Source organism: Paenibacillus sp. CF384 (assembly GCF_900106745.1).
Taxonomy (GTDB): Bacteria; Bacillota; Bacilli; order Paenibacillales; family Paenibacillaceae; genus Paenibacillus_Z.
Genome location: NZ_FNNV01000018.1, coordinates 75,186 through 96,339 on the forward strand (window position 1 = coordinate 75,186; position 21,154 = coordinate 96,339).

General features: G+C 49.1%; 21 protein-coding genes and 4 tRNA genes. 20 read left to right on the forward strand and 5 right to left on the reverse strand.

What is annotated here, in order from left to right:
* Positions 1-116 precede the first annotated feature (116 nt).
* From BLW29_RS24630 to BLW29_RS24645, 4 genes are all read left to right on the forward strand, one after another.
* On the forward strand, positions 117-830 hold the full coding sequence (locus BLW29_RS24630) for a PilZ domain-containing protein (RefSeq protein ID WP_090984619.1): 714 nt from the start codon (positions 117-119) through the stop codon (positions 828-830).
* Between the two features lie 153 nt (positions 831-983).
* The gene (locus BLW29_RS24635; RefSeq protein WP_090984621.1) at positions 984-3,080 is read left to right on the forward strand and encodes an O-antigen ligase family protein; all 2,097 of its coding nucleotides are present in this window, start codon (positions 984-986) and stop codon (positions 3,078-3,080) included.
* A gap of 134 nt (positions 3,081-3,214) precedes the next feature.
* The gene (locus tag BLW29_RS24640; RefSeq protein ID WP_090984623.1) at positions 3,215-3,505 is read left to right on the forward strand and encodes a MazG nucleotide pyrophosphohydrolase domain-containing protein; all 291 of its coding nucleotides are present in this window, start codon (positions 3,215-3,217) and stop codon (positions 3,503-3,505) included.
* Between the two features lie 93 nt (positions 3,506-3,598).
* Positions 3,599-3,961 (forward strand): hypothetical protein, encoded by a 363-nt coding sequence (locus BLW29_RS24645; RefSeq protein WP_090984625.1) that lies wholly within the window; start codon positions 3,599-3,601, stop codon positions 3,959-3,961.
* 112 nt (positions 3,962-4,073) lie between these two features.
* Here the strand turns inward: BLW29_RS24645 and BLW29_RS24650 are convergent, their stop codons facing one another.
* Positions 4,074-4,385 (reverse strand): dehydrogenase, encoded by a 312-nt coding sequence (locus tag BLW29_RS24650; protein WP_090984627.1) that lies wholly within the window; start codon positions 4,383-4,385, stop codon positions 4,074-4,076.
* Between the two features lie 104 nt (positions 4,386-4,489).
* Positions 4,490-4,936: a cupredoxin domain-containing protein gene (locus tag BLW29_RS24655; RefSeq protein ID WP_090984629.1), complete on the reverse strand. Its 447-nt coding sequence runs from the start codon at positions 4,934-4,936 to the stop codon at positions 4,490-4,492.
* Positions 4,937-5,091: 155 nt separating this feature from the next.
* Here BLW29_RS24655 and BLW29_RS24660 point away from each other — a divergent pair, with 155 nt between their 5' ends.
* From BLW29_RS24660 to BLW29_RS24675, 4 genes are all read left to right on the forward strand, one after another.
* Positions 5,092-5,718, forward strand: coding sequence for an undecaprenyl phosphate transporter UptA (locus BLW29_RS24660; protein ID WP_090984631.1), 627 nt, complete (start codon positions 5,092-5,094; stop codon positions 5,716-5,718).
* 87 nt (positions 5,719-5,805) lie between these two features.
* Positions 5,806-6,372: a thioredoxin family protein gene (locus tag BLW29_RS24665; RefSeq protein ID WP_090984633.1), complete on the forward strand. Its 567-nt coding sequence runs from the start codon at positions 5,806-5,808 to the stop codon at positions 6,370-6,372.
* A 1-nt stretch (position 6,373) separates the two neighbouring features.
* Complete coding sequence (locus BLW29_RS24670) at positions 6,374-7,009, forward strand: MBL fold metallo-hydrolase (protein ID WP_090984635.1); 636 nt, start codon at positions 6,374-6,376, stop codon at positions 7,007-7,009.
* 109 nt (positions 7,010-7,118) lie between these two features.
* Positions 7,119-9,323, forward strand: a complete 2,205-nt coding sequence (locus tag BLW29_RS24675; RefSeq protein WP_256208884.1) for a Tex family protein — start codon at positions 7,119-7,121, stop codon at positions 9,321-9,323.
* A 101-nt stretch (positions 9,324-9,424) separates the two neighbouring features.
* Here the strand turns inward: BLW29_RS24675 and cmpA are convergent, their stop codons facing one another.
* Together cmpA and BLW29_RS24685 are read right to left on the reverse strand one after the other, a co-directional pair.
* Entirely contained in the window at positions 9,425-9,559 is a 135-nt protein-coding gene (gene cmpA, locus BLW29_RS24680; protein WP_090984639.1) for a cortex morphogenetic protein CmpA, read from the reverse strand.
* 123 nt (positions 9,560-9,682) lie between these two features.
* Entirely contained in the window at positions 9,683-10,036 is a 354-nt protein-coding gene (locus BLW29_RS24685) for a hydrolase/acyltransferase (RefSeq protein WP_090984641.1), read from the reverse strand.
* Between the two features lie 126 nt (positions 10,037-10,162).
* Here BLW29_RS24685 and BLW29_RS24690 point away from each other — a divergent pair, with 126 nt between their 5' ends.
* The 5 genes from BLW29_RS24690 (at position 10,163) to BLW29_RS24710 (ending at position 11,118) form a co-directional block, all read left to right on the forward strand.
* Positions 10,163-10,642: a SprT family protein gene (locus BLW29_RS24690; RefSeq protein WP_090984643.1), complete on the forward strand. Its 480-nt coding sequence runs from the start codon at positions 10,163-10,165 to the stop codon at positions 10,640-10,642.
* 28 nt (positions 10,643-10,670) lie between these two features.
* Positions 10,671-10,746: transfer RNA gene (locus BLW29_RS24695), tRNA-Asn, on the forward strand.
* Between the two features lie 5 nt (positions 10,747-10,751).
* Positions 10,752-10,842 (forward strand) — tRNA-Ser (locus tag BLW29_RS24700).
* Between the two features lie 83 nt (positions 10,843-10,925).
* Positions 10,926-11,000 (forward strand) — tRNA-Glu (locus tag BLW29_RS24705).
* 36 nt (positions 11,001-11,036) lie between these two features.
* Positions 11,037-11,118, forward strand: a tRNA-Leu gene (locus BLW29_RS24710).
* 152 nt (positions 11,119-11,270) lie between these two features.
* On the opposite strand, the gene BLW29_RS24715 is transcribed toward BLW29_RS24710, so the two are convergent.
* Entirely contained in the window at positions 11,271-12,155 is an 885-nt protein-coding gene (locus tag BLW29_RS24715) for a helix-turn-helix domain-containing protein (protein ID WP_090984645.1), read from the reverse strand.
* Positions 12,156-12,296: 141 nt separating this feature from the next.
* Between BLW29_RS24715 and BLW29_RS24720 the strand changes: the two genes are divergently transcribed.
* From BLW29_RS24720 to BLW29_RS24750, 7 genes are all read left to right on the forward strand, one after another.
* Entirely contained in the window at positions 12,297-13,298 is a 1,002-nt protein-coding gene (locus BLW29_RS24720) for a Gfo/Idh/MocA family protein (RefSeq protein WP_090984647.1), read from the forward strand.
* On the forward strand, positions 13,295-14,284 hold the full coding sequence (locus BLW29_RS24725; protein WP_090984649.1) for a Gfo/Idh/MocA family protein: 990 nt from the start codon (positions 13,295-13,297) through the stop codon (positions 14,282-14,284). Before BLW29_RS24720 ends, BLW29_RS24725 begins: the two co-directional genes overlap by 4 nt.
* A gap of 21 nt (positions 14,285-14,305) precedes the next feature.
* Positions 14,306-15,610, forward strand: coding sequence for a Gfo/Idh/MocA family protein (locus BLW29_RS24730; RefSeq protein WP_090984651.1), 1,305 nt, complete (start codon positions 14,306-14,308; stop codon positions 15,608-15,610).
* A 105-nt stretch (positions 15,611-15,715) separates the two neighbouring features.
* Positions 15,716-17,377 carry an extracellular solute-binding protein gene (locus tag BLW29_RS24735; protein ID WP_256208868.1) on the forward strand — a complete coding sequence of 554 codons (1,662 nt, stop codon included), beginning with the start codon at positions 15,716-15,718 and terminating at the stop codon, positions 17,375-17,377.
* A gap of 126 nt (positions 17,378-17,503) precedes the next feature.
* Positions 17,504-18,361 carry an ABC transporter permease gene (locus BLW29_RS24740; RefSeq protein WP_090984653.1) on the forward strand — a complete coding sequence of 286 codons (858 nt, stop codon included), beginning with the start codon at positions 17,504-17,506 and terminating at the stop codon, positions 18,359-18,361.
* Positions 18,362-18,380: 19 nt separating this feature from the next.
* Positions 18,381-19,262, forward strand: a complete 882-nt coding sequence (locus BLW29_RS24745) for a carbohydrate ABC transporter permease (protein ID WP_256208870.1) — start codon at positions 18,381-18,383, stop codon at positions 19,260-19,262.
* A 106-nt stretch (positions 19,263-19,368) separates the two neighbouring features.
* Positions 19,369-21,147 carry a sensor histidine kinase gene (locus tag BLW29_RS24750; RefSeq protein WP_090984655.1) on the forward strand — a complete coding sequence of 593 codons (1,779 nt, stop codon included), beginning with the start codon at positions 19,369-19,371 and terminating at the stop codon, positions 21,145-21,147.
* Positions 21,148-21,154: the final 7 nt, after the last annotated feature.

Below are 21,154 nucleotides of genomic sequence, written 5' to 3' on the forward strand. Positions count from 1 at the left end.
TTATCTCGCGGTTCCGGAAGCGGCTCCAGTTTTACATGAGGAAGCGCTTTTTCTATTTTATAGCGCCGTACTGACGTTGCGGGAGCGTTTCTTCATAGGTGAAGGGGGAAAAGTGAATGTCAGGCTTAAATGAACGAATGGGATCAGGTAAACCTAACTTTGCCATAAAAGCACTGCTCCACAGCCGTACGATGGTCGAGAAAGAAGGTTATGTTGCGACAGGAGTGCTTGCCCACGCAGAAGGCGAAATGATGGAAGTCGAACTGACGGAATTCAAAAACTTCGAGCTCGGTGAACCGGTTAGTTTAACGATCTATTCACCGGTGGGCATTCAACGGCTGCAATCGACGATTATTGCGAAGGCGGAAGGTTCGATCGCTGTTATTTTTCCGCTTCGCTCGCTTTCGGGTCTTGATGAGAAACGGGAATCGCCTCGTATCGATATTGAGGCAAGAGGAACGATATCGCGTACGTATTCGCAAGAGGTTGAAGACTCCAAAGGGAATAAAATGACGATCGAAGCTACAGACAGCTTCGATATCGAGCTTAGGAATATAAGCGACACCGGTATAGGGTTTTCCTTAATGAGTCCACCGACACTTGCGCAAGGCGAGATACTCCAGGCGAGTTTAGCGCTGGGTTTTCAATTGGATTGCAAGGTTGAAATTATCCGCAAGGATGATGGGAATGAATGGAAATTTTATGGAGCTCGTTTTCAAGAGTTGGATGAGCAGCAGCAGCGGGCGCTTCGAGCTTACTTGCTGCGTATGCAAATTGAAGCCTATTTCAAGCTTAAGAAGGAGAAATCAACGGCTAAGAAGGGCAGATAAACGCGATTTCAGCGTTGCACATAGTAGAAGGCGTTTGAACGGATGAGGGTCATCCGGTCAGCGCCTTCTTTTGTTATAGTCGGATCATCAAATATGGTACAATTGGAAAAATAACGTAATTGAGATCGGGTTTGAGTAAAAGGGGAAGTGGTTATGCGAAGTGGACTGGCTGCGCTGGCCGTGGCAATTGTACTGGCTTGTTCGGCTTATCGCAACGGGATGTTCTTTGATACGATCTTCTATCGGTGGGAATGGATCATCATGGTCGTAGGTGTACTCGTCATTGGAGCTGGTTCGGTTGTTCAAGCTCGCCATGAGGACAGGCGGTTCAGCCAATGTGTGCCTTTATCGATCTACGGACTGTTTGCAATTGCGATGTTATACGGGATTTCGCTGTTTCATCAACCAGCATCCGTGCTTGGCAGCCTTGATGAGGCGCTGCGATGGATGGCCAATGCGGCTTTTGCCATCACCTTGTACAGCTGGTTCTGTACCAGTTCCGATACGGCTGTGCGGGAACAGCGTTTGAAGTGGCTTTCTGCGGCGATTCAAGGCTCAGGCGTTTTCGTTATCGTTGGGGCGATTGCGGGTTGGATGGGATGGATCACGTTCCCCGAGATCATCATGACTACCGGTGATGTAAGGCTGTCCGCTGTTGGAGCTCGCTTGTCCGGGTTCATGCAATATCCGAATTTCCTAGGCGCTGTTGCAGGAGCCTATCTCCTGTTCTACTTGATCTTGCTAATTCGATCAAAGGCAGGTGCATGTTGGTTCATAGGGGCAGCGGCAGCGGTAGTGCCAACTGCCTTGGCGCTGCTGTTGACCGAATCAAGGGGAGCATGGCTTGTAACTGCGTTTGTATGGCTCGGCGGACTCCTCATGCTTCGAAGGAAGGAGCGCATAGCATGGCTTATCTACAGCGGCTGGGCTTTGATTGGCGGAGGGGCTGCGTATAGGGCTGTCGTTCATGCAGGATTGCGAAGCGGTAATGCAGGTACGGCTGCGGGCGAGAGTGTCCAAGCTGCTCAGCATGGCGCGACTTCACAAGAAACCGTGCTATTGCTGCTTATCTGTGCGGCTGTGCTTACCGGATTCATAGGTTTGCAGTGGATGCTGGCAAGAGGAAGAGAGCAGCTGCTTGGCCGGATCGCATGGGGTTTCTGGCTTGTAGGTTTACTTGGTATGATCATGCTGCTTCCAGCTGTCATTCAAGGTCGGTTGAGCGGCGGGTACCAGACGGCTGGCGCACGCGGGTTATTCTATCAGGATGCGTGGCTGCTCATGAAAGAAGCGCTGTTCTTCGGACGAGGCGGCGATACGTGGCGAATGTTGTTTACCCAAATTCAAACAGCGCCTTATGTGGGCAATGAAGTACATAGCGGTTACATCGAAATTGCGCTAGATCTTGGCCTAGTCGGGCTGCTGGTTTGTGCCATGGTGCTGTTCTTCCTGCTGCGGCAAGTGTGGCGATCGAATCGGGTGGGCTTTCTGCCTATTAGTGTGCTGCTTCTGCATGCGGCAGTGGATTTCGATATGTCCTTCGGGTATTATTGGCTCTTGCTGCTCAGCTTGGTCGTCTACTATTTAGGCGAAAGCAGGCCGGAAGGAAGGCGCGCCATTGCTGCGGCGCCGCCGCTGCGATCGCTGCGGACCGCGCTGCTTGCCGCGGCCGCGGTAGGTCTAACCGCCGCTGCTGTGCTCAGCGTGCAGTTCGACCGTGCCGTGCAGCACCGCGAGGCGGCTGTGTCAGCCGCTCGCAGTACTGCTGCGCAAACAGCCGCGCTTCGCGCGGCGCTCGAGTTGAATCCGTATTGGACGCGGATTCGACTCGAGCTTGCCGCATTGGCACCGCCGCCGGAACGGGCGGTGCTGCTGGCGGCCGGACTGCGGTATGAGCCGCAGTCCGTGCCGCTCTTGTGGGCGCTCGGCGCAGCGGCAGCCGAGCAGAGCGATGTGCACGGCGCGGCGGCGTATTGGCGCCTCGCCTTGCACTATGATCGTTACGACCGCGAGAAGCAGACGGACGCGGTCGTCACGATGGCGCAGCTCGCGGATGGCATGCGAGCTGCTTCGCGCCTCGCGGATGCCAGGCTGGCCGCGCAGACGGCCGTCACCTTCTTCGAAGCGTATGAGGCGCAGAAGGACAACCCCGGCGTGAACGGCCGCAAGTTTGCCGTCACGGCAGCGTCCCAGGCAGCGGCGAATCAGAGCCGACTGCTGCTCAAGCAGCTCGGCCCCGCAGCGGGCTAAGCAGCTCTATCATCTTGCTGATTTCAATTTCGCATTTTGCTCATTTCATTTTCGCATCTTGCTGATTTCAATTTCGCATCTTGCTCAGCTCTGTGTACGTTGCACAATCCCACATATAGAAAGGAACTAAGAATATGAATACAGCCGAATTTCAGCAGTATGTGAAAGAGTGGAGCGCGCTCCAAGGGTTCGACCAGAGCTCCATGGAGCAGAGGATGTTGTTTCTAATGACGGAAGTCGGCGAGCTGGCTAAAGAAGTGCTGTCCGTCTCCTACCATCCGGATGCGGAACGTAAAGCGAACCTGGGCCACGAGATGTATGACGTGGTTTGGAATATTTTCGATCTGGCGAATATGCTGGGGATCGATCTGGAGCAAGCCTTCAAGGAGAAGATGCAGATTAATAACACGCGGACGTGGGCGTAATCTTCAAAACAGGCTCTTCGCCCGTGAGGATTGTCCACTCTTCCTCGTCAGTCTCGGCATAAGCTGTAAGCAACCCTGAGAGGAGTGATGCTTATGGCAATATCACGCGTAAGACCGAAATATTATTTGCCAAGCTCCGGCAAAGTCATCCGCACAACTGTGCCCAAAACGTTAAATGAAACCACGTTGACAGGACCTACGTTCAATCGGCTCTCTGTTGTTTGGGTCGCGCAGAATGGCGTGCCTTTCCTGACAACCGGCTTCTTCGCTCGTTTGTTCCGGAACAATCAAGTCGTCTCCACAGCTTTCTTCGACTCGTTCGGCGTTGTTCGCTTTGACAACATCACTACATTAACAAATGTGACTTACACGATCCGCACCTATAATTCGAACGGTGTGCTGTTTCGTACACGTACCATTCCTTCCGGTGTTCAAACCTATGCAATCATTGGCTAAGCCGGACTTATCGTTCTACCTGCCTGCCTGCAAAACTCTCATTAACGACAACAGCAGCACGGCTCTTCAGAGAGAGCTGTGCTGCTGTTTTATGTTGCAGGGCTTGCCCCCGTCATCCTCCGAAGGCATCGCGGAATGCCTTACATAGCTTAGGCTGCTCCACTTCCCATAACGCGGCGATATCGGCGCTGACGTTCTCGTCAAACCAGTCGGACAGCAGTTTTCGATTGCTGGCATGCTCATGAATCCACTGCGAATGGAGAAAAACCTTCTGGACATAGAGCTTCTCGGCGAGCTCCATCTTGTCCTTGGGAATGTACACGCCAAGCCGTTTCACGGTGCGGTAAAGCTCGTTCTCGCAAGCGCGTCTGATTTTGCGTGCAGAAGGGTACTCCGAGGTGTGCTTTTGGGTAGAAGGCTTCATCGTAACCGACTCCTCTCTACCCCCTATATATGCACGGATGCACACCTTGGTCACAGTCCGCGAAAGTCCGCTTCAGACCACGCCCACCGACATGTTCCACAGTCCTACTGCACCACAATATACCCTATCATCGGCCCGCCGTTCGTTAGCGATGTATGTGCCAGACAGACGATCGGATAGGTCCCGCGCTGATCGGCAGTGAAGTGAACCACCGTTGTTTGCCCCTTATTGACTTCTCCTTTAACGCCAAGCTCCTGGATGACAAAAGGATGCGATTTCCCGTTAATGCCCGTAATGCGCAGCTCGACATGCTCGCCTTTATTCACGACGAGGGTGCCGGGATCGAAGCGGTACACCTCCAGCTCCTTACCGTCATCTGTTTTGGTTTTGAACTCTCCGGTTACAAGCTGATAGACGCGCGACTTCTGCTGCAAGGCGCTTGCCGTTCTGGAATGGTTCCATCTTAAACTCGCGGCTGCAATGACGATGATGAGAACCAATAGGGTGAATAACCAGAGCTGTTTTCTGCTGACTACAAAAATATTCGACATGTTCGCTCACCCGGCTTTCCTATAAAAGGTACAGCTAGTCTATGCGAAAGCTTGGCCCTGAATGCCTGCGGTGGAGGCGAGGTAGGGAAGTATGCTAGAATATGGGGAGAGAGGCTTCGTTTCCGGCTGGAAATCGATAAGTCTCAATATAGGGAATGATAGGAGTTGACAGAGTGGCCTGGTTTCATGAAATAGTTGATTCATTGCTGCAATGGATTGAGAGTTTGGGGTATTTTGGAATTCTCATCGGCCTCATGATCGAAGTTATCCCGAGTGAAATTGTTCTAGGTTATGCAGGTTACTTGGTGCACGAAGGAAGGATTTCTTTTCTCGGTGCGGTCATATTCGGTACTATCGGCGCGGTAGCACAACAATGGATCCTCTATGCAATCGGACGCTATGCGGGCCGACCATTCTTCGAGAAGTACGGCAAATTTATCAAAATCAAACCGAAGCATATCGACATCGCCGAAAAGTGGTTTCTGCGTTACGGGTCAGGCATCGTATTTACGGCACGTTTTGTCCCGGTTATGCGTCAGGTCATTTCCATTCCTGCGGGGATGGCGCGGATGTCTTTCATGAGGTTTACGGTGCTCACGGCATTGGCTTCCATTCCATGGGCGATTCTCTTCGTGTACTTGGGCCGCTCGCTAGGGGCGAACTGGCACAATATTGACGAGAAAGCGGCACCGTACGTTCAGCCGGCGATTCTCATTGCGCTTGCTCTACTGATCGTGTATGTGCTGTTTAAAGTGTTGAAACGTAAAGGCAAGTCTATCTAGGACGAGTCGTTTTGTGGTTTGTGCGCAGGCAGAAACATTTGATACAATATAGGTTAGGAATAAGATTCCAAGAGGAGGCAATTTCTCATGGCCAAGAATGTAGCAAGCAAGTTAAATAAAGGCATTAGCCCTCAACAATTTCTAGACTCCATGACCAAGAATAAAGAGGCGTTTCAGGATTGGGGAACCCGTTTTGAATGGGCGAGCGAGGATGACCGCGAGTTCTTCGAATCGATCAACAACCGCGACGATCTGCGCTGTTTGATTCTGATGGCGGATTGGTGCGGCGATGTCGTTCGCAACGTACCGGTTATTTTCAAAGCGCTGGAACTGACTGGCATGCCGATTGACGTCCTTGTTATGGAAGAGCATTTGGATACGATGGACGAGTTTCTGACCATGGGCGGACGCGGAATTCCGATCGTCATTCTTGCAGACACCGGCGGTCATGTGCTTGGCCAATGGGGTCCTCGTTCCGCTTATGTGCAAGAGCCGATGACTGCTTTCAAACTGGCGAACAACGACCGTGACGCTGCCGATTACCAAGCGAACATCGCCCTTGCGCGTCAAGAAGTGGTCCGCCGCTATGGTGAAGGTACGGCGTATCAGCAAGACATCATTAAAGAGCTGCGCACGCTGCTAGCATCGGTCTAATATGTTCAAGATTGAGACATTTACACTGGGTCCTCTGCAAACGAACTGTTACCTTCTCACCGAGGAAACCGGTAAACGCGCTTTCGTTATTGATCCCGGCATGGGACCGAAACGACTCATCGAGCGAATCCGCGAGCGCGGGCTTATTATTGAAGCCATTGTGTTGACGCATGCGCATTTCGACCATATGGCAGGTGTCGATGAGCTGCGCCGTGCCTTCGATTGCCCGGTTTATCTCCATGATGCCGAAGCCGATTGGCTGACGGATGCCAAGAAGAACGGCTCTGCCCGCTGGGCGGATGTAACGGAGCCGCTCACGACGGAGCCTGCCGAATTCGGGCTGTCCGAAGGGCAGAAGCTGGAGCTGATCGGACATACCTTCAGCATACTGCACACGCCGGGACATTCTCCGGGCAGTGTCAGCTTGCTATGCGGCGGACATCTGATTAGCGGCGATGTTCTCTTCAAGCAATCCGTCGGCCGCAGTGACTTGCCAGGCGGCAAGGAACGCGATTTGTACGATTCTATCCGTCTGAAATTATACAAGCTGGACCCTGCCGTTCGGGTCTATCCGGGACATGGTCCGCAGACGACGATTGGTTATGAAATGGCAAACAACCCTTTTGTGCCGGCTTAACAGCTGGCCTTAAGGGTTCTATTCCGTTACTTGATGGAGGAATTGATTCGTGGCTGAAACGAAACAGAAGTTGAAGGATGAAGAACTCGAGGGAAGCGCTGGCGGCAAGATCGAGCTGTCCCCTGAAGAGAAAGCAGCCGAACAGGAGCGCATCGTCAAGCGTGTCTCCGCGGAGCTAAACCTGCCGCTTGGTAAAGTGAAATCGGCGGTATCGCTGCTTGATGAGGGCAATACGATTCCTTTTATCGCGAGATATCGGAAGGAAATGACGGGCGAGCTGGATGAGAACGAGCTGCGCGGCATCGAAGAGAAGCTGCAGTACATGCGTAACCTGGAGAGCCGCAAGCGCGAAGTCATTCGACTGATCGAGGAGCAGGGCAAACTGACGGAAGAGCTTCGTGGCTCCATTATTGCTTCAGTGAAGCTGCAGGAGATCGAAGATCTGTACCGTCCATACCGCCAGAAGAGAAAAACCCGTGCGAGCGTAGCGAAGGAGCGCGGCTTGGAGCCGCTGGCGCAGTGGCTGCTGTCGCAGCCTCGTCAAGCGGATCCTGCACGCGAGGCTGCACGTTACATAGACGAAGGAAAAGGCGTTCCAACAGCCGAAGACGCGCTTCAAGGCGCAATGGACATCATTGCCGAGCAGTTAGCTGATGATGCGAAGATTCGCACATGGGTACGCCGTTATACATTCGATCAAGGTATCATGCGTACAGAAGCGAAGGATGCGAAGCAGGAAACGGTGTACGAGATGTATTATGCGTATCAAGAGCCGCTGAAGAAGCTCCCGCCGCATCGTACGCTTGCCATCAACCGCGCGGAGCGTGAAGAAGTTCTTCGCGTCACGCTGGATTTGCAGCCGGAGAAAGTCCATGACTATATCGATCGCCAAACGATTCGTCCGCAGACGGCACCAGCGATCCGCAGCATCTTGCTGCAAACGATAGAGGATGCTTATAAGCGATTAATCGCACCTTCGATCGAGCGCGAAGTACGCGGTGAATTGACGGAGAAAGCGGAAGAACATGCCATCAGCATCTTCTCGACAAACCTGCGTAATCTGCTGCTTCAACCGCCGGTTCGCGGCAATGTCGTGCTTGGCGTTGACCCGGCCTTCCGGACAGGCTGCAAGCTCGCTGTCATCGATGAAACGGGCAAGCTGCTTGAAGTCGCGGTTTCCTATCCGACGGCGCCTCACAATAAAGTAGCCGAGGCTGAGAAGCTGATTGGCGGCTTAATCGACCAATACAGCGTAGAGCTTATTGTAATCGGCAATGGCACAGCTTCACGCGAGACGGAGCAATTCATCGCAGAGCTCATCGGCAAACGCAAGAAAGCGAAGCTTCCCGGAGCAGATGCACTTAAATATATTATCGTCAATGAAGCAGGAGCGAGTGTCTACTCGGCGTCCAAGCTTGCTGCAGAGGAGTTCCCGAAGCTGGACGTTGCCGAGCGAAGCGCGGTTTCGATTGCGCGTCGTTTGCAGGATCCGCTGGCTGAGCTGGTGAAGATTGAGCCCAAAGCGATCGGCGTAGGTCAATATCAGCATGATGTCAGCCAGAAGCGGTTGGAAGAGACGCTTGGCGGCGTCGTGGAGTCTGCGGTTAACCACGTCGGCGTCGATGTGAATACGGCATCTCCATCGCTGCTATCCTACGTAGCTGGGATCAATGCGACAACGGCGAAGAACATCGTGAAGTACCGCGAAGAGAAAGGCAAGTTCAGCGATCGCAAGACACTGCAGAGCGTGCCAAGACTCGGTGCCAAAACCTACGAGCAGTGTATCGGCTTCATCCGAATTCCGGAGAGCAGCAATCCACTGGATCGTACGCCGATTCATCCGGAATCGTATGCCGTCGTAGATAAGCTTTGCAAGGCAATTGGCTTGAAGCTGGATCAATTGGGAACAGAGGCGTTTAAAGCGGCCATCTCCGCGATCAATGCGGAAGAAGTCGCACAAACACTGGGCGTTGGCGTGCCGACGCTGAGAGATATCGTGGACAGCTTGCTGCGTCCGGGAAGAGATCCGCGTGAAGAGCTGCCTGCTCCGATATTCCACACGGATGTGTTAAGCATCGAGGATTTGACGGCGGGTATGGAGCTTCATGGTACGGTACGCAATGTTATCGACTTCGGCGCGTTCGTTGATATCGGCATTAAGAATGACGGGCTCGTCCATATTTCGCAGCTGAGCAACAAATTCGTAAAACATCCCATGGATGTTGTCTCCGTCGGGGATACCGTTACGGTCTGGGTGCTTAGCGTCGATCTTAAGAAGGGCAGAGTCAGCCTGACGATGCGCAAACCGGATTAATCAGCACAGCACAACTCTACACGGCAAAAAGGGTGTTATCTTCGAGCAGTCACGACACAAGCGTCACTGCAAAGAGATAGCACCCTTTTTCTACAAATCGCTTACAAGCTTGCAGAATCCTCATCAGGCCGTTGACTCGTACGGTAGAAATACCAGCAATCGTTCAATAGACGAATTTGCCTGTGGTCTTTCTTCAGAAAAGCGCGCATCAGTTGATTGCACAGCCATTGCGGCATAGCTTCGCCCTCCTTCCAGCCATCACTTGTTGTACTAATAAGTGTATGGAAGTGGGCGAATGTCCGTGCAGGTCCAACTAGCGCGAATGTTCAAGATTTTGCAAAAACAGGCGAAGCGGAAGCTTAAATGTCGAGTTCTTCCTCGTACCACTGCTCTAATTGCGCCTGCAACGCGCGAATTTCAGTGAGCAGCGAGATGAGCGGGTAAGATTTCTCTTCAACGGACGAGAAGTCTTTCTCCAGCTGATTCATGTAATCAAGCCCGGAGTGGATGACAATAGACTTATCGTGAAGCTCTGCATCTGCGCATTCTGCAATCGCGTAAGGAAGTACCGGCACTTCGGAGGCGGTGAGCTTGTCGATTTCTTTATGCAGGCGCAAATTAAGCGCGCTTAATTGATACGCATGCGAGGCAGGCATTTCTACGAACGAAACATCTTGTCCGTTTTTCATTATGATATAACGCATTTCTGGCATGATAGCTTCTCCCCTCTATAAACCAATCATCAAAGCTGATATTCATCTTTACTACTTGACAGTGTAGCGTATTCATCCTTTAAAATTCAAGTATTATGAGGTTACAAATTCAAGGGAGTCCATCAAATGCAGGATAATCAGCTACAGGAATGGGTGGAACGGGTTTCCTTGCAGTATTTCGGGATTCCATTTCGGCACCAAGCAACCTTCAACGGAAGACTGAAGTCTACGGGAGGACGCTATTTTACGAAGTCGCACAATATCGAGATCAGCCCTCATCAATTGACCAATTACGGTGAAGAGGAAACCGAGAAGATCATCAAGCATGAGCTCTGTCATTATCATTTGCATATATTGAAGCGGGGATACCAGCATCGAGATGCGGATTTCAAGCTGCTGCTAGCCAAAGTAGGCGGAACGCGATTTTGCAAATCTCTGCCGGATGGGATCAAACGCAAGCAGGAACCCTATCGATTTAAGCTCGTTTGTCGCAGCTGCGGGACTGAATATTTGCGCAAAAGAAAGACCGATCCGCGCCGCTATGCATGTGGAAAATGCCGGGGGATTTTGTTGCTTTATAGGCTTGACTTCAATTCTCAGACATGATACATTATTTCTTGTCACTCATTACTATTCCCTGATAGCTCAGTTGGTAGAGCACTCGACTGTTAATCGAGTTGTCACAGGTTCGAGTCCTGTTCGGGGAGCCATTGATGGAGAAGTACCCAAGTGGCTCAAGGGGACCCTCTGCTAAGGGGTTAGACTGCGTAAGTGGTGCGAGGGTTCGAATCCCTCCTTCTCCGCCATTTTTTCTGAATGGAACGCACTTATTTCGTGGACATTCAATTCTCCAATCTCGTTAGCAGCGAGAGGGAGCTTGCAACAAAGAGGCCCGTTGGTCAAGTGGTTAAGACACCTCCCTTTCACGGAGGTAACAGGGGTTCGAGTCCCCTACGGGTCACCATCTTCATTCTCGATATGGACAATCACATATCACTTCGCGGTCGTGGTGGAACGGCAGACACACCATCTTGAGGGGGTGGCGCTCACAAGGCGTGAGGGTTCAAATCCCTCCGACCGCATTCCCGTTTTAAAACAAGAAACCCTTATTATTTAAGGGTTTTTTTGTTTTATACCAGATGCAATAATGATGGAAACCTTTCATTAAGGTTAAACAGCCCCCACCATGCTTTCATGGTGGGGGCTGTTGTAGGTTGCGCAGCTGGAGGAGCCTCTAGTTTATTCTCCCGTTCATTTTGCTTACGTATTGCTTTGGCGTACATCCATTGAATCGCTTGAACAGCTCGTAGAAATGAGCCATATTTTCGATCCCTACGGACTCGGCAATTTCGTTCACGCTGCGGTTTTCGGTAACGAGCAGTCGTTCCGCTTTAGAAATTCGTTTCTGATTCACATAATCCGTAAAGGACGAGCCCATCTTCTTTTTAAAATACTTCGAAAAATAGGAGTAGCTCATGCCGGCAAGTTGACTTGCCGCTCCCATGTCTATTTTCTCTGCCAAATGTTCATCCACATAGGTGACGAGCGATCGAATCACGTCTACATCCGCATCCACATGCGACTGTGACGTTAACAGCTCCCGCGTATCATAGCGAAGCAGCATCAACAACAAATACTTGATATGCATGCTAACCGCGATTTCGTAGCCCTTCTTTTTATCCATAACCTCTTCATGTGTTTCGGAAATCATCCTCGCAATGTCATTTCTCACGCGTTCGTTTTCCTGGAAAATGTAATTCAGCTTCTCTAAGGGATGAAGGATCTCCAGGAAATGCCGATAGTACATCATCATGGCCGGATCGAAAAAAGGCCGGAAGTCAATGTGAAGCACAATGTAACTGAGATCGTTGTCACTGAGCTTTCTTCCGGTGTGCAGTTGAGAAGATCCAATCACCATCACGTCTCCCGCATTAAGCGTGTAGGTATGATTCGGTGTTTGCATTTCGTGGCTGCCCTTCTCGACCAATATGAACTCAACCTCATTGTGATAATGCCAGGTATTTGAGCTCTTCCGCTCTTTGCTTGAATCCGTAAACCTCCACACTTTCATGCAGAGTGAAGGGTTTTGATAAGGGATCGGTTCTTTGAAAATACGCATGTATACCTCGACACCACACTTTCAATAAGCACGAATATGGATATAAAAAGCATAAATGCCCGCATTTCGGATAAGCGACAATGTTTATATCATATAACGTAGTCAGTCGTTATGAAAGACGAAAATAAGGAGTGAAGCAGAATGAAAGTAGCCATTGTTGGTTGCGGGGGATTGGGAAATGTGCACGCCCGCGGTTACATGAATATCCCGGATGTAAAGCTGGTAGGCGTCTGCGATATCGATTTCAGTTTAGCGCAAGAACTATCCAAGAAGACGGGAGCAACGGCTTTCACCTCATTTGACGTCATGCTGAGAGAAATAGAATTCGATATTCTCAGTGTGACATTACCCAGCTATCTACATAAAGAATTTACTTTGAAAGCAGCCGCAGCCGGCAAGCATGTGATCTGTGAAAAACCGCTTGCGTTACATCTCGAAGATGCCGCAGAGATGATCCGCTGTTGTGAACAACATGGTGTTCGGCTTTTTGTCGGACATGTTGTCCGATTTTTCCCCGAATACGTTCAAATGAAGCAAGCGATCGATGATGGGAAACTGGGGCGCATTGGTGTAGTCCATGCCAAACGCATTGGCTCTCACCCCGGACGCTGGTTCTTTGATGATGATAAAAGCGGCGGCGTTATTACCGATCTCATGATTCACGATATTGATTTCTTCCGATGGGCGATGGGGGAGGTCAAGTCTGTATTTGGCTTAAACCAACGTGCGGATGACATTGATTACGCATTGGTTACGCTGCTCTTTGAAAGCGGAGCCGTTGCGAATCTGGAAGCTTTCTGGGGCTATCAGGGTCCTTTCCAAACCGCTGTAGAAATCGCCGGAAGCAAAGGCATTATTCGCAGCGACAGTCAGAAAAACAGCTCCTTGCAAATTTGCAAAGCGCCTTCCGACTCGGAAGACCGACGTTTCGCGGAAGTACCTCAAAGTCCTGGATTCACTAGCCCTTATAACTTGGAATTAGCCCATTTTATTCAATGCATACGAGAAGGCACGGAACCAATCGTAACTGATCACGATGCCTATAAAGCGTTAGAAATTACTCAAGCTGCACTGGAGTCTATACGAACAGGCAAATGTGTCCATCTGCAACGGAGCAAGGCGCTAGGGGAGGTAACACCATGAAGAGATTAAAAATCGGAATGATTAGTTTTGCTCATGGCCATGTTCATTCGTATTTGAATGCACTTAGGGCAATGGCCAATGTCGAAGTCGTGGGCATCGCAGACGAGCTTTATAGCCGCGTTGAGAACGTTATCGGCAAATACGAGCTGCCTTATTTTGAGAAATATCAGGATTTGCTGGCCGTAGACGTGGATGCGGTTGTGATCTGTGCGGAAAACAGCCGACATGCAGAGATCACTATAGCAGCAGCGAAATCCGGTAAGCATGTGCTTTGTGAAAAGCCTCTTGGCCTCTCCGTTACAGAGATGGAAGCCATGATTGCTGCGTGTAAAGAAAACGGAGTCCAGCTTATGACGGCGTTTCCCTGCCGCTACTTGGCAGCTGTTATTAAAGCGAAAGAAGCCATTGATCAAGGTCAGATTGGCGATATCTTAGCCATTAAGGGAACTAATCGCGGTTCACTTCCTTCAGGCTGGTTTCTTCAAAAAGAGCTTGCCGGCGGCGGAGCTTTATTAGACCATACCGTTCACGTCATGGACTTAATGAATTGGTTTACCCAGTCTGAAGTGAAAGAAGTATACGCCTATGCTGGCACGTTATTTCACGAAAAGATCGATATTGATGATGCCGGAATGATCCATGTCAAATTCGCAAATGGGGCTGTTGGCGTCTTGGACACAAGCTGGTCACGGAACTCTGCTTTCCCTACGTGGGGAGATGTCACCATGACGGTCATTGGGACAAAGGGGACGCTTTCGATCGATGGTTTTGCGCAAAAAAATGATCTGTATAGTGAAGAAACCGGCAAAGGCGAATGGACCTATTGGGGAGACTCCATGGATGATCTCTTAGTAAAATCCTTTGTCCATGCCTTGCTGAATGGAGAACAGGTGCCAATTACTGGCGAAGATGGCTTGCGTTCAACGATAGTTGCCTTAGCTGGGTACAAATCAGCAGCGAATGGGCAACCGGTATCTTTAGAGTAAACGTAGAGAGAAGGATAGATCATGAAACCATTGACAGCTGTACTTCTTGGAGCAGGATCCCGAGGTGCTCGAAGCTATGCGCCTTATGCACTCGATTACCCGCACGAATTGAAGATTGTCGCGGTAGCCGAGCCGGATAAAGAACGACGCGAGAAGTTTGCGCAAGAACATCACATACCTGCAGAACAATGCTTTGCTTCTTGGGAAGAAGTGCTCGAGCAGCCGCAACTGGCGGATATTATGATGATTTGTACGCAGGATCGTATGCATCATGAGCCGACGATTCAGTCTCTCAATAAGGGCTATCATGTTCTGCTCGAGAAACCGATGTCGCCAGATCCGCGAGAATGCATCGAAATGGAGCAGGCGGCAAAGGAAAACAATCGTTTGCTGACGATTTGTCACGTGCTGCGTTATACCCCCTTCTGGTCAACGGTTAAACGGATTATTGATGAAGGACGAATTGGCGAAGTGGCCTCCATTCAGCTGAACGAAAATGTTGGCTATTGGCATATTGCACACAGTTTCGTTCGCGGCAACTGGAACAACTCCGATACGTCAAGCCCGATGATTCTATCGAAGTCCTGCCATGACATGGACATATTATCCTGGCTGATGGACCAGCCGTGCGTTCGCGTCAGCTCGTATGGCTCGTTGATGCATTTTCATTCCGGCAATGCGCCGGAAGGCTCTGCGGATCGTTGTTTAGACGGCTGCGCAGTGGAAGCGCAATGCCCTTATTCGGCGCCGAGATTCTATCTGGGCGATGGCAAGGGCTGGGCTTGGCATTTCACACAGGATGCCAGCAGAGAAGCGATCGTAAAAGGGCTGCAAACATCCCCATACGGGCGGTGTGTGTATAAATCTGATAATAATGTGGTGGACCATCAGGTTGTGAACATGGAGTTCGCAAACGGTGCCACGGCTACTTTCAGCATGTGCGGATTCACAATGGAGCAGGAACGAATCATACAAATCATGGGCACGAAGGGTCAAATTAGCGGCCACGACGATAAAATCGTCGTGCACGATTTCGTAACGAAAGAGAAGAATGAAATTTCGATTCATGTGCCGAGCAGCGGCCACGGCGGCGGGGATGCAGGGGTTATGAGCAGCTTCATAAGCGAAGTCCGCACGTATACAGGCGGGGAAAGCTTGACTTCCGCAGCGGCTTCGGTACGTAGTCACTTGATGGCGTTTGCAGCCGAAGAATCGCGCTTAAACAAAGGGAGATCCATCGAGATTGCTGAATTCGGCAAGCATATTATGGCTGCGTCTTCCGTTCGTAAGGATAGATCCATTGGGTATAGGGAAACAAGTAAATAATCGTATACAAAGTAAAAACGGGTAGATAGAATTTCATTGCCCTTAGCTCTATCATAATTAATGAAGTCGGATTAATGTAGAGAATCATTAAGGGGGACACACGCAATGAAGATGTGGAAAAGAACAACGGCTTTTGGTTTTGTCGCATGTGCGCTTGTGCTTTCAAGCGCTTGCAGTTCCGGTAACACGGATGAAACTTCACAAAGCGCGTCTAACTCAACGTCAACTGCTAATTCAGACAAAAAAGTAGTCGAGTTGACGACAGTTCGCAGTAATCCATCCGATATTAAATGGGACCCGGGCGAGTCGATGGACAAAAACGCCGTTTACGACGCCTATGAGAAAGATTTGGGTATTCGTATTAAAAATGTGTGGGTTGCAGATTCGAAACAGGCTGAACAAAAGCTTAACATGATGATTGCATCCAATGACATTCCCGACTTCTTCTCTGTTAATGGCCAGGTTCAACTGCAGCAATTGATTGACGCCGATATGATTATGGATTTGACTGAAGTATTCGATAAATATGCCAGCGAAGAAACGAAGAAGCATTTTACGAAAGATGGCGGAGTTCAGATGAAATCCGCACAAGTAGATGGCAAGCTGCTTGCCATACCGCTTTCGGACAGCCCGTATAACTCGTCGAATTATTTATGGATTCGTAAGGATTGGTTGACCAAGCTGAATCTGCCCGAGCCGAAAACGATGCAAGACGTATTGAAAATTGCCGAGGAATTTACGAATAAGGACCCAGGCGGGACAGGTAAATCGTACGGTCTGGCGCTGCACAAAGAACTGATGGACGATTATGGACTGAGCGGATTTTTTAACGGGTACCATGCTTATCCGGGCATTTGGCAGAAGGATGCGGACGGTAAGCTCGTTTACGGCAGTATTCAACCTCAGACAAAAGTGGCTTTGAAACAACTGCAAGATATGTATAAAGCAGGTCAAATCGATCCGGAATTCGGTACGAAGGATCCGGATAAAGAAAATGAACTCGTTGCAGCCAATAAAATCGGGATGGCTTACGGCGGTTTCTATTTAAGCGCATGGCCAATCGCAAGCGCAGCGATCAAAGACAACAAATTGGTTCAGGATTGGCAAGTCTATGGATTGCCATCGATTGATGAGACTCCTGCTAAAACACAGATCGGTTTAGGCGTTAACGGGTATGTTGTCGTTTCGAAAAACTGCAAAAATCCGGAAGCCGTCATTCAACTGATCAACCAGTGGGTCAAAGTACAGCTCAAAATGTCGGATCAAGAGAAAGTGTACTATAACGGGAAAGAACTTGAAGATAAAGGCAAGCTCTATTTCAAAGCCAATCCGATCCGCGTGTTAGCGCAGGATGGTTATATTCAAGCAGGCATTACGCTTCCTAAAGCGATTGAGTCGAAGGACCCTAGCGGTTTGAATAACGATCCGGACTTGCTTAATCGTTACGATGCGGCACAGAAATACTTGAATGGCGACATTAGCGGCTGGTTCCATTGGATGATCGCCAAGCCAGGCGGTTCCTTCTCGATCATGACGCAATATTCGAAAGAAAATCGATTCGAGCAGGATCAATTCTTTGGAGCGCCTACGCAAACGATGCAGGATAAGAAGGGGATACTGGTTGCAAAAGAGCGGGAAGTATTCACCAAAATCATTATGAACCAAACTTCCATTGATGAATTCGACAAGTTCGTGACCGAATGGAACAAGCTTGGCGGCGAAGAGATGACGAAGGAAGTCAACGATTGGTATGCGAAGCAACAATAAGCAAAGCTAATTATAACCATATAGGAGGGGGAACCCTCCTATATTCATTTTATTTACTATTTGATCCTAAATGGGGTGTAACGAGTGTTGGGTAAAAGGTTGATCCGGGAGTGGCCGCTGCATCTGATGATTTTTCCAAGTGTCATCCTCCTTTTTATTTACAGCTACATCCCCATGTTCGGGATTGCGATCGCATTCGAAAAGTTTATTCCCTCGAAAGGAATCTTGCATTCACCTAAGGTAGGATGGAAGAATTTCCAGTTTTTCTTAGAATATCCCGATCTTCAACGCGTATTGTTCAATACGATTAGCATCGCCCTAATGAAAATGGCGGCTGGTTTGATTGTACCGCTGATTGTATCTCTCTTATTGAACGAAATTCGCAAGGTGCTGTTCAAGAGGGTATTTCAAACACTCGTTTATTTGCCGCACTTTTTGTCATGGGTACTGCTCGGAGGTATTTTGATCGATATTCTTTCACCTTCGACGGGGATTGTGGCGAAGGCGCTGGGCATGCTGGGAATCGAGCCGATTTATTTTCTGGGGGACAATCGATGGTTTCCTTTTGTTATCGTCATTTCTGACGTTTGGAAAGAGTTTGGCTTTAGTACCATTGTTTATTTGGCAGCGCTTACGTCAATTAATCCTTCTTTATATGAGGCCGCTTCGATGGATGGTGCAGGAAGATGGAAGCAAACATGGCACATCACACTGCCGGGGATGCTGCCCGTCATTATCTTATTAGCGACATTAAGCTTAGGCAATGTACTGAATGCAGGCTTTGACCAAATTTTTAATTTGTATAGCCCGCAAGTGTACGAGAGCGGAGACATTATCGATACACTCGTCTATCGACTTGGCATGGAACAGTTCCAATATGGTGTATCGACGGCGATCGGTCTAATAAAATCGCTCGTATCCCTGGTTTTCATATCACTTTCGTATTTCCTCGCTTATCGGTTAGCCAATTACAGAATTTTCTAATGAGGACGGAGGCAGCATTGTGATACACCAACTAACGCGGAGCAGATCTCTGTTCTTAATCATGAATTACATCTTTCTTGGCGCGCTCTCCTTGCTATGTATTCTGCCAATGATTCATATCCTTGCTTTATCCTTTAGCTCGGGCTCAGCTGCTTCGGCAGGGTCAGTGTCGCTATGGCCCGTTGAATTTACGACTGAAGCTTATCAAAATATTTTTAACAAACCGCAGTATTTTACGGCGTTCATCGTTACGATAAAAAGAGTGCTGCTAGGCACGTCCATCAGTATGCTGTTAACCGTGCTGGCGGCGTACCCCTTATCCAAGGAGTCCGGTCATTTTCTCTTTCGAACCGGCTATGCCTGGTTCTTCGTCATTACGATATTGTTTAGCGGCGGCTTGATTCCGTGGTATATGACGATTAAAGCCACGGGACTTTTGGATTCGATTTGGGCGCTTATTTTGCCCGGAGCCGTACCGGTATTTAATGTCATTCTGTTGCTTAACTTTTACCGCGGTTTACCTAAAGAATTGGAAGAGTCGGCTAAAATAGACGGCGCTAACCATTTTGTTACCTTGTTTAAAATATATTTGCCGCTATCTGCCCCTGCGCTGGCGACGATTGGCTTGTTTACGATAGTAGGACATTGGAACAGTTGGTTTGACGGGCTCGTGCTGATGAACCGCCCCGAAAATTACCCGCTGCAAACTTTCTTGCAGACCGTCATTATTAAGAAAGATTTCAGATTCATCTCCGCGGATGATCTCGATATGTTGAGACTATCGGATCGTACGAGTACAGCCGCACAAATTTTCGTTGCAGCCGTACCTATTCTGATCATATACCCGTTCTTGCAGCGTTTTTTTACAAAAGGAATTGTAATGGGAAGCGTGAAGGAATAAGTGAGTTCAGGATGGCAGCCATTCACATTGCTTAAGCTAATGCGCTCGTGACATAATTAGCGAGGAAATTGTTCTTCCGAGTATGAGTTGAGCAGGTGTGGATATTATGAACTTCATGAATAAGTTGGCATCGTTAAAAACGCCTTCTATTTTTATAAAGCTGTTTCTTACGTTCTTTCTGGTTATTACGCCTCTATATCTAATTACCTTGCGAATTAACGTGAAGGGATCGGAAGGAATCCGGTACGAAATGTCGGAGTCTACGATGGCCAGAACCGATTATTTTATGAATATGCTGGAGAGTGAGATTGGTCGGATATCGGATTCGCTACCCGAATATGTCGTCGATCAGGATCTTCAGAAACTAAGTTCCATCGGTGATGAAATTAGTCAGTACGAACGAATAGTACTTGTAAACGCGCTGCAAAGACGGCTGTACTTAATGAAGTATTCCAGCCTGTATATATCCGCAGCCAAAGCTTACATCCCCTTGATCGGAAGGACGGTCACGCAGGCTGATTTCGATGAAGGTATCAATGAGCCGGAATTCGAAGCCTTGAGGAAGCAGAATAGCGGCGGCCCAATCATTTTTTGGAACGACCGATTGTTTCTGAGTCTGGCCTATCCGGCGAATGTGAAACGAAGCCCATTGTTCGTGCTCGGCATCGAACTGTCGACTAAGCAGATACAGGACATGCTGTACACCGTAGCAAGACCCGGTCAAGGGAATGCGGTACTTATTAATTTGAAGCAGAATTGGGAGATTGGCGATCAGAGGAACAAAACCGAGGTCGAGGAAATAAAGTCGTTTTTACACAGCCAGCAGGACAAGGAAATTCAGAGCGGCTTGACGACCATGAGCCTTAATAAGAAGCGAACCATCGTATCTTATCGATTCTCACCCGCGATCAATACTTATCTCGTGACGTTTACGCCGGAAGCCTATATGCTCGGTCCGATGACAACGCTCAAAAACTGGTTTTGGGTGATGTCTATTGTTTCCGTCATCATCATCATATTTTTTTCCTACTCCATTAATAAGGTGATCCTGCGTCCGATGAGGAAGCTTATATACGCCTTTAATCGAACGTGGGACATTCACACGTATCCGGTCTTACCGGACAATCGAAAGGATGAGTTCGGTAATTTATACCGGGGATTTAACAAAATGGTTGAGCGGCTAAGATGCTTGATTCAGGAGGTTTATGAGCAAGAAATCAGAAGTCAACGATCAGAATTGAAGCGACTGCAGTCACAAATCAATCCGCATTTTTTATATAATTGCTTCTTTGTCATGTCTCGGTTGATCAAGAGAGTAGATACGGAACAAGCCTATCAATTCTGTATGTATATGGGTAACTATTTCCAAATCGTAACGCGCGACAAAACGGATGAAATTCCGTTGGAACTAGAAATCAATCATGCTCGCACGTATGTGGATATCCAGACGGTTTGTCTGGGCGATCGAATAAAAGTCGAGTTTCAGACACCTGAATGGATCGCAAACGAAGGGACCGTCATTCGCTTTGTCCTTCAGCCAATCATCGAGAACGTGTACAAGCATGTTTTTGAGCATCAAGAGGGCGATGGGAAGCTATGGATTCATTTTGAAAAGAACGGCGATGAGATTTTCATGCATGCGGAAGACAACGGCAATGGTTTGGATGATTCCATGATCGAACTATTGAACGGGAAAATCACCAATGAAATGGATGAAATCGATAGCTCGATCGGCATCGTAAATGTTCACAGACGCATTCAGTTACGTTATGGGGAGGACTGCGGTCTTACTTTTGCAAGATCACGTCTTGGCGGACTGCACGTGCAGATTAAGCTTAGGACATGGCAGGGAGGGGAATCAGATGTATCGGTTGCTCGTCGTTGACGATATG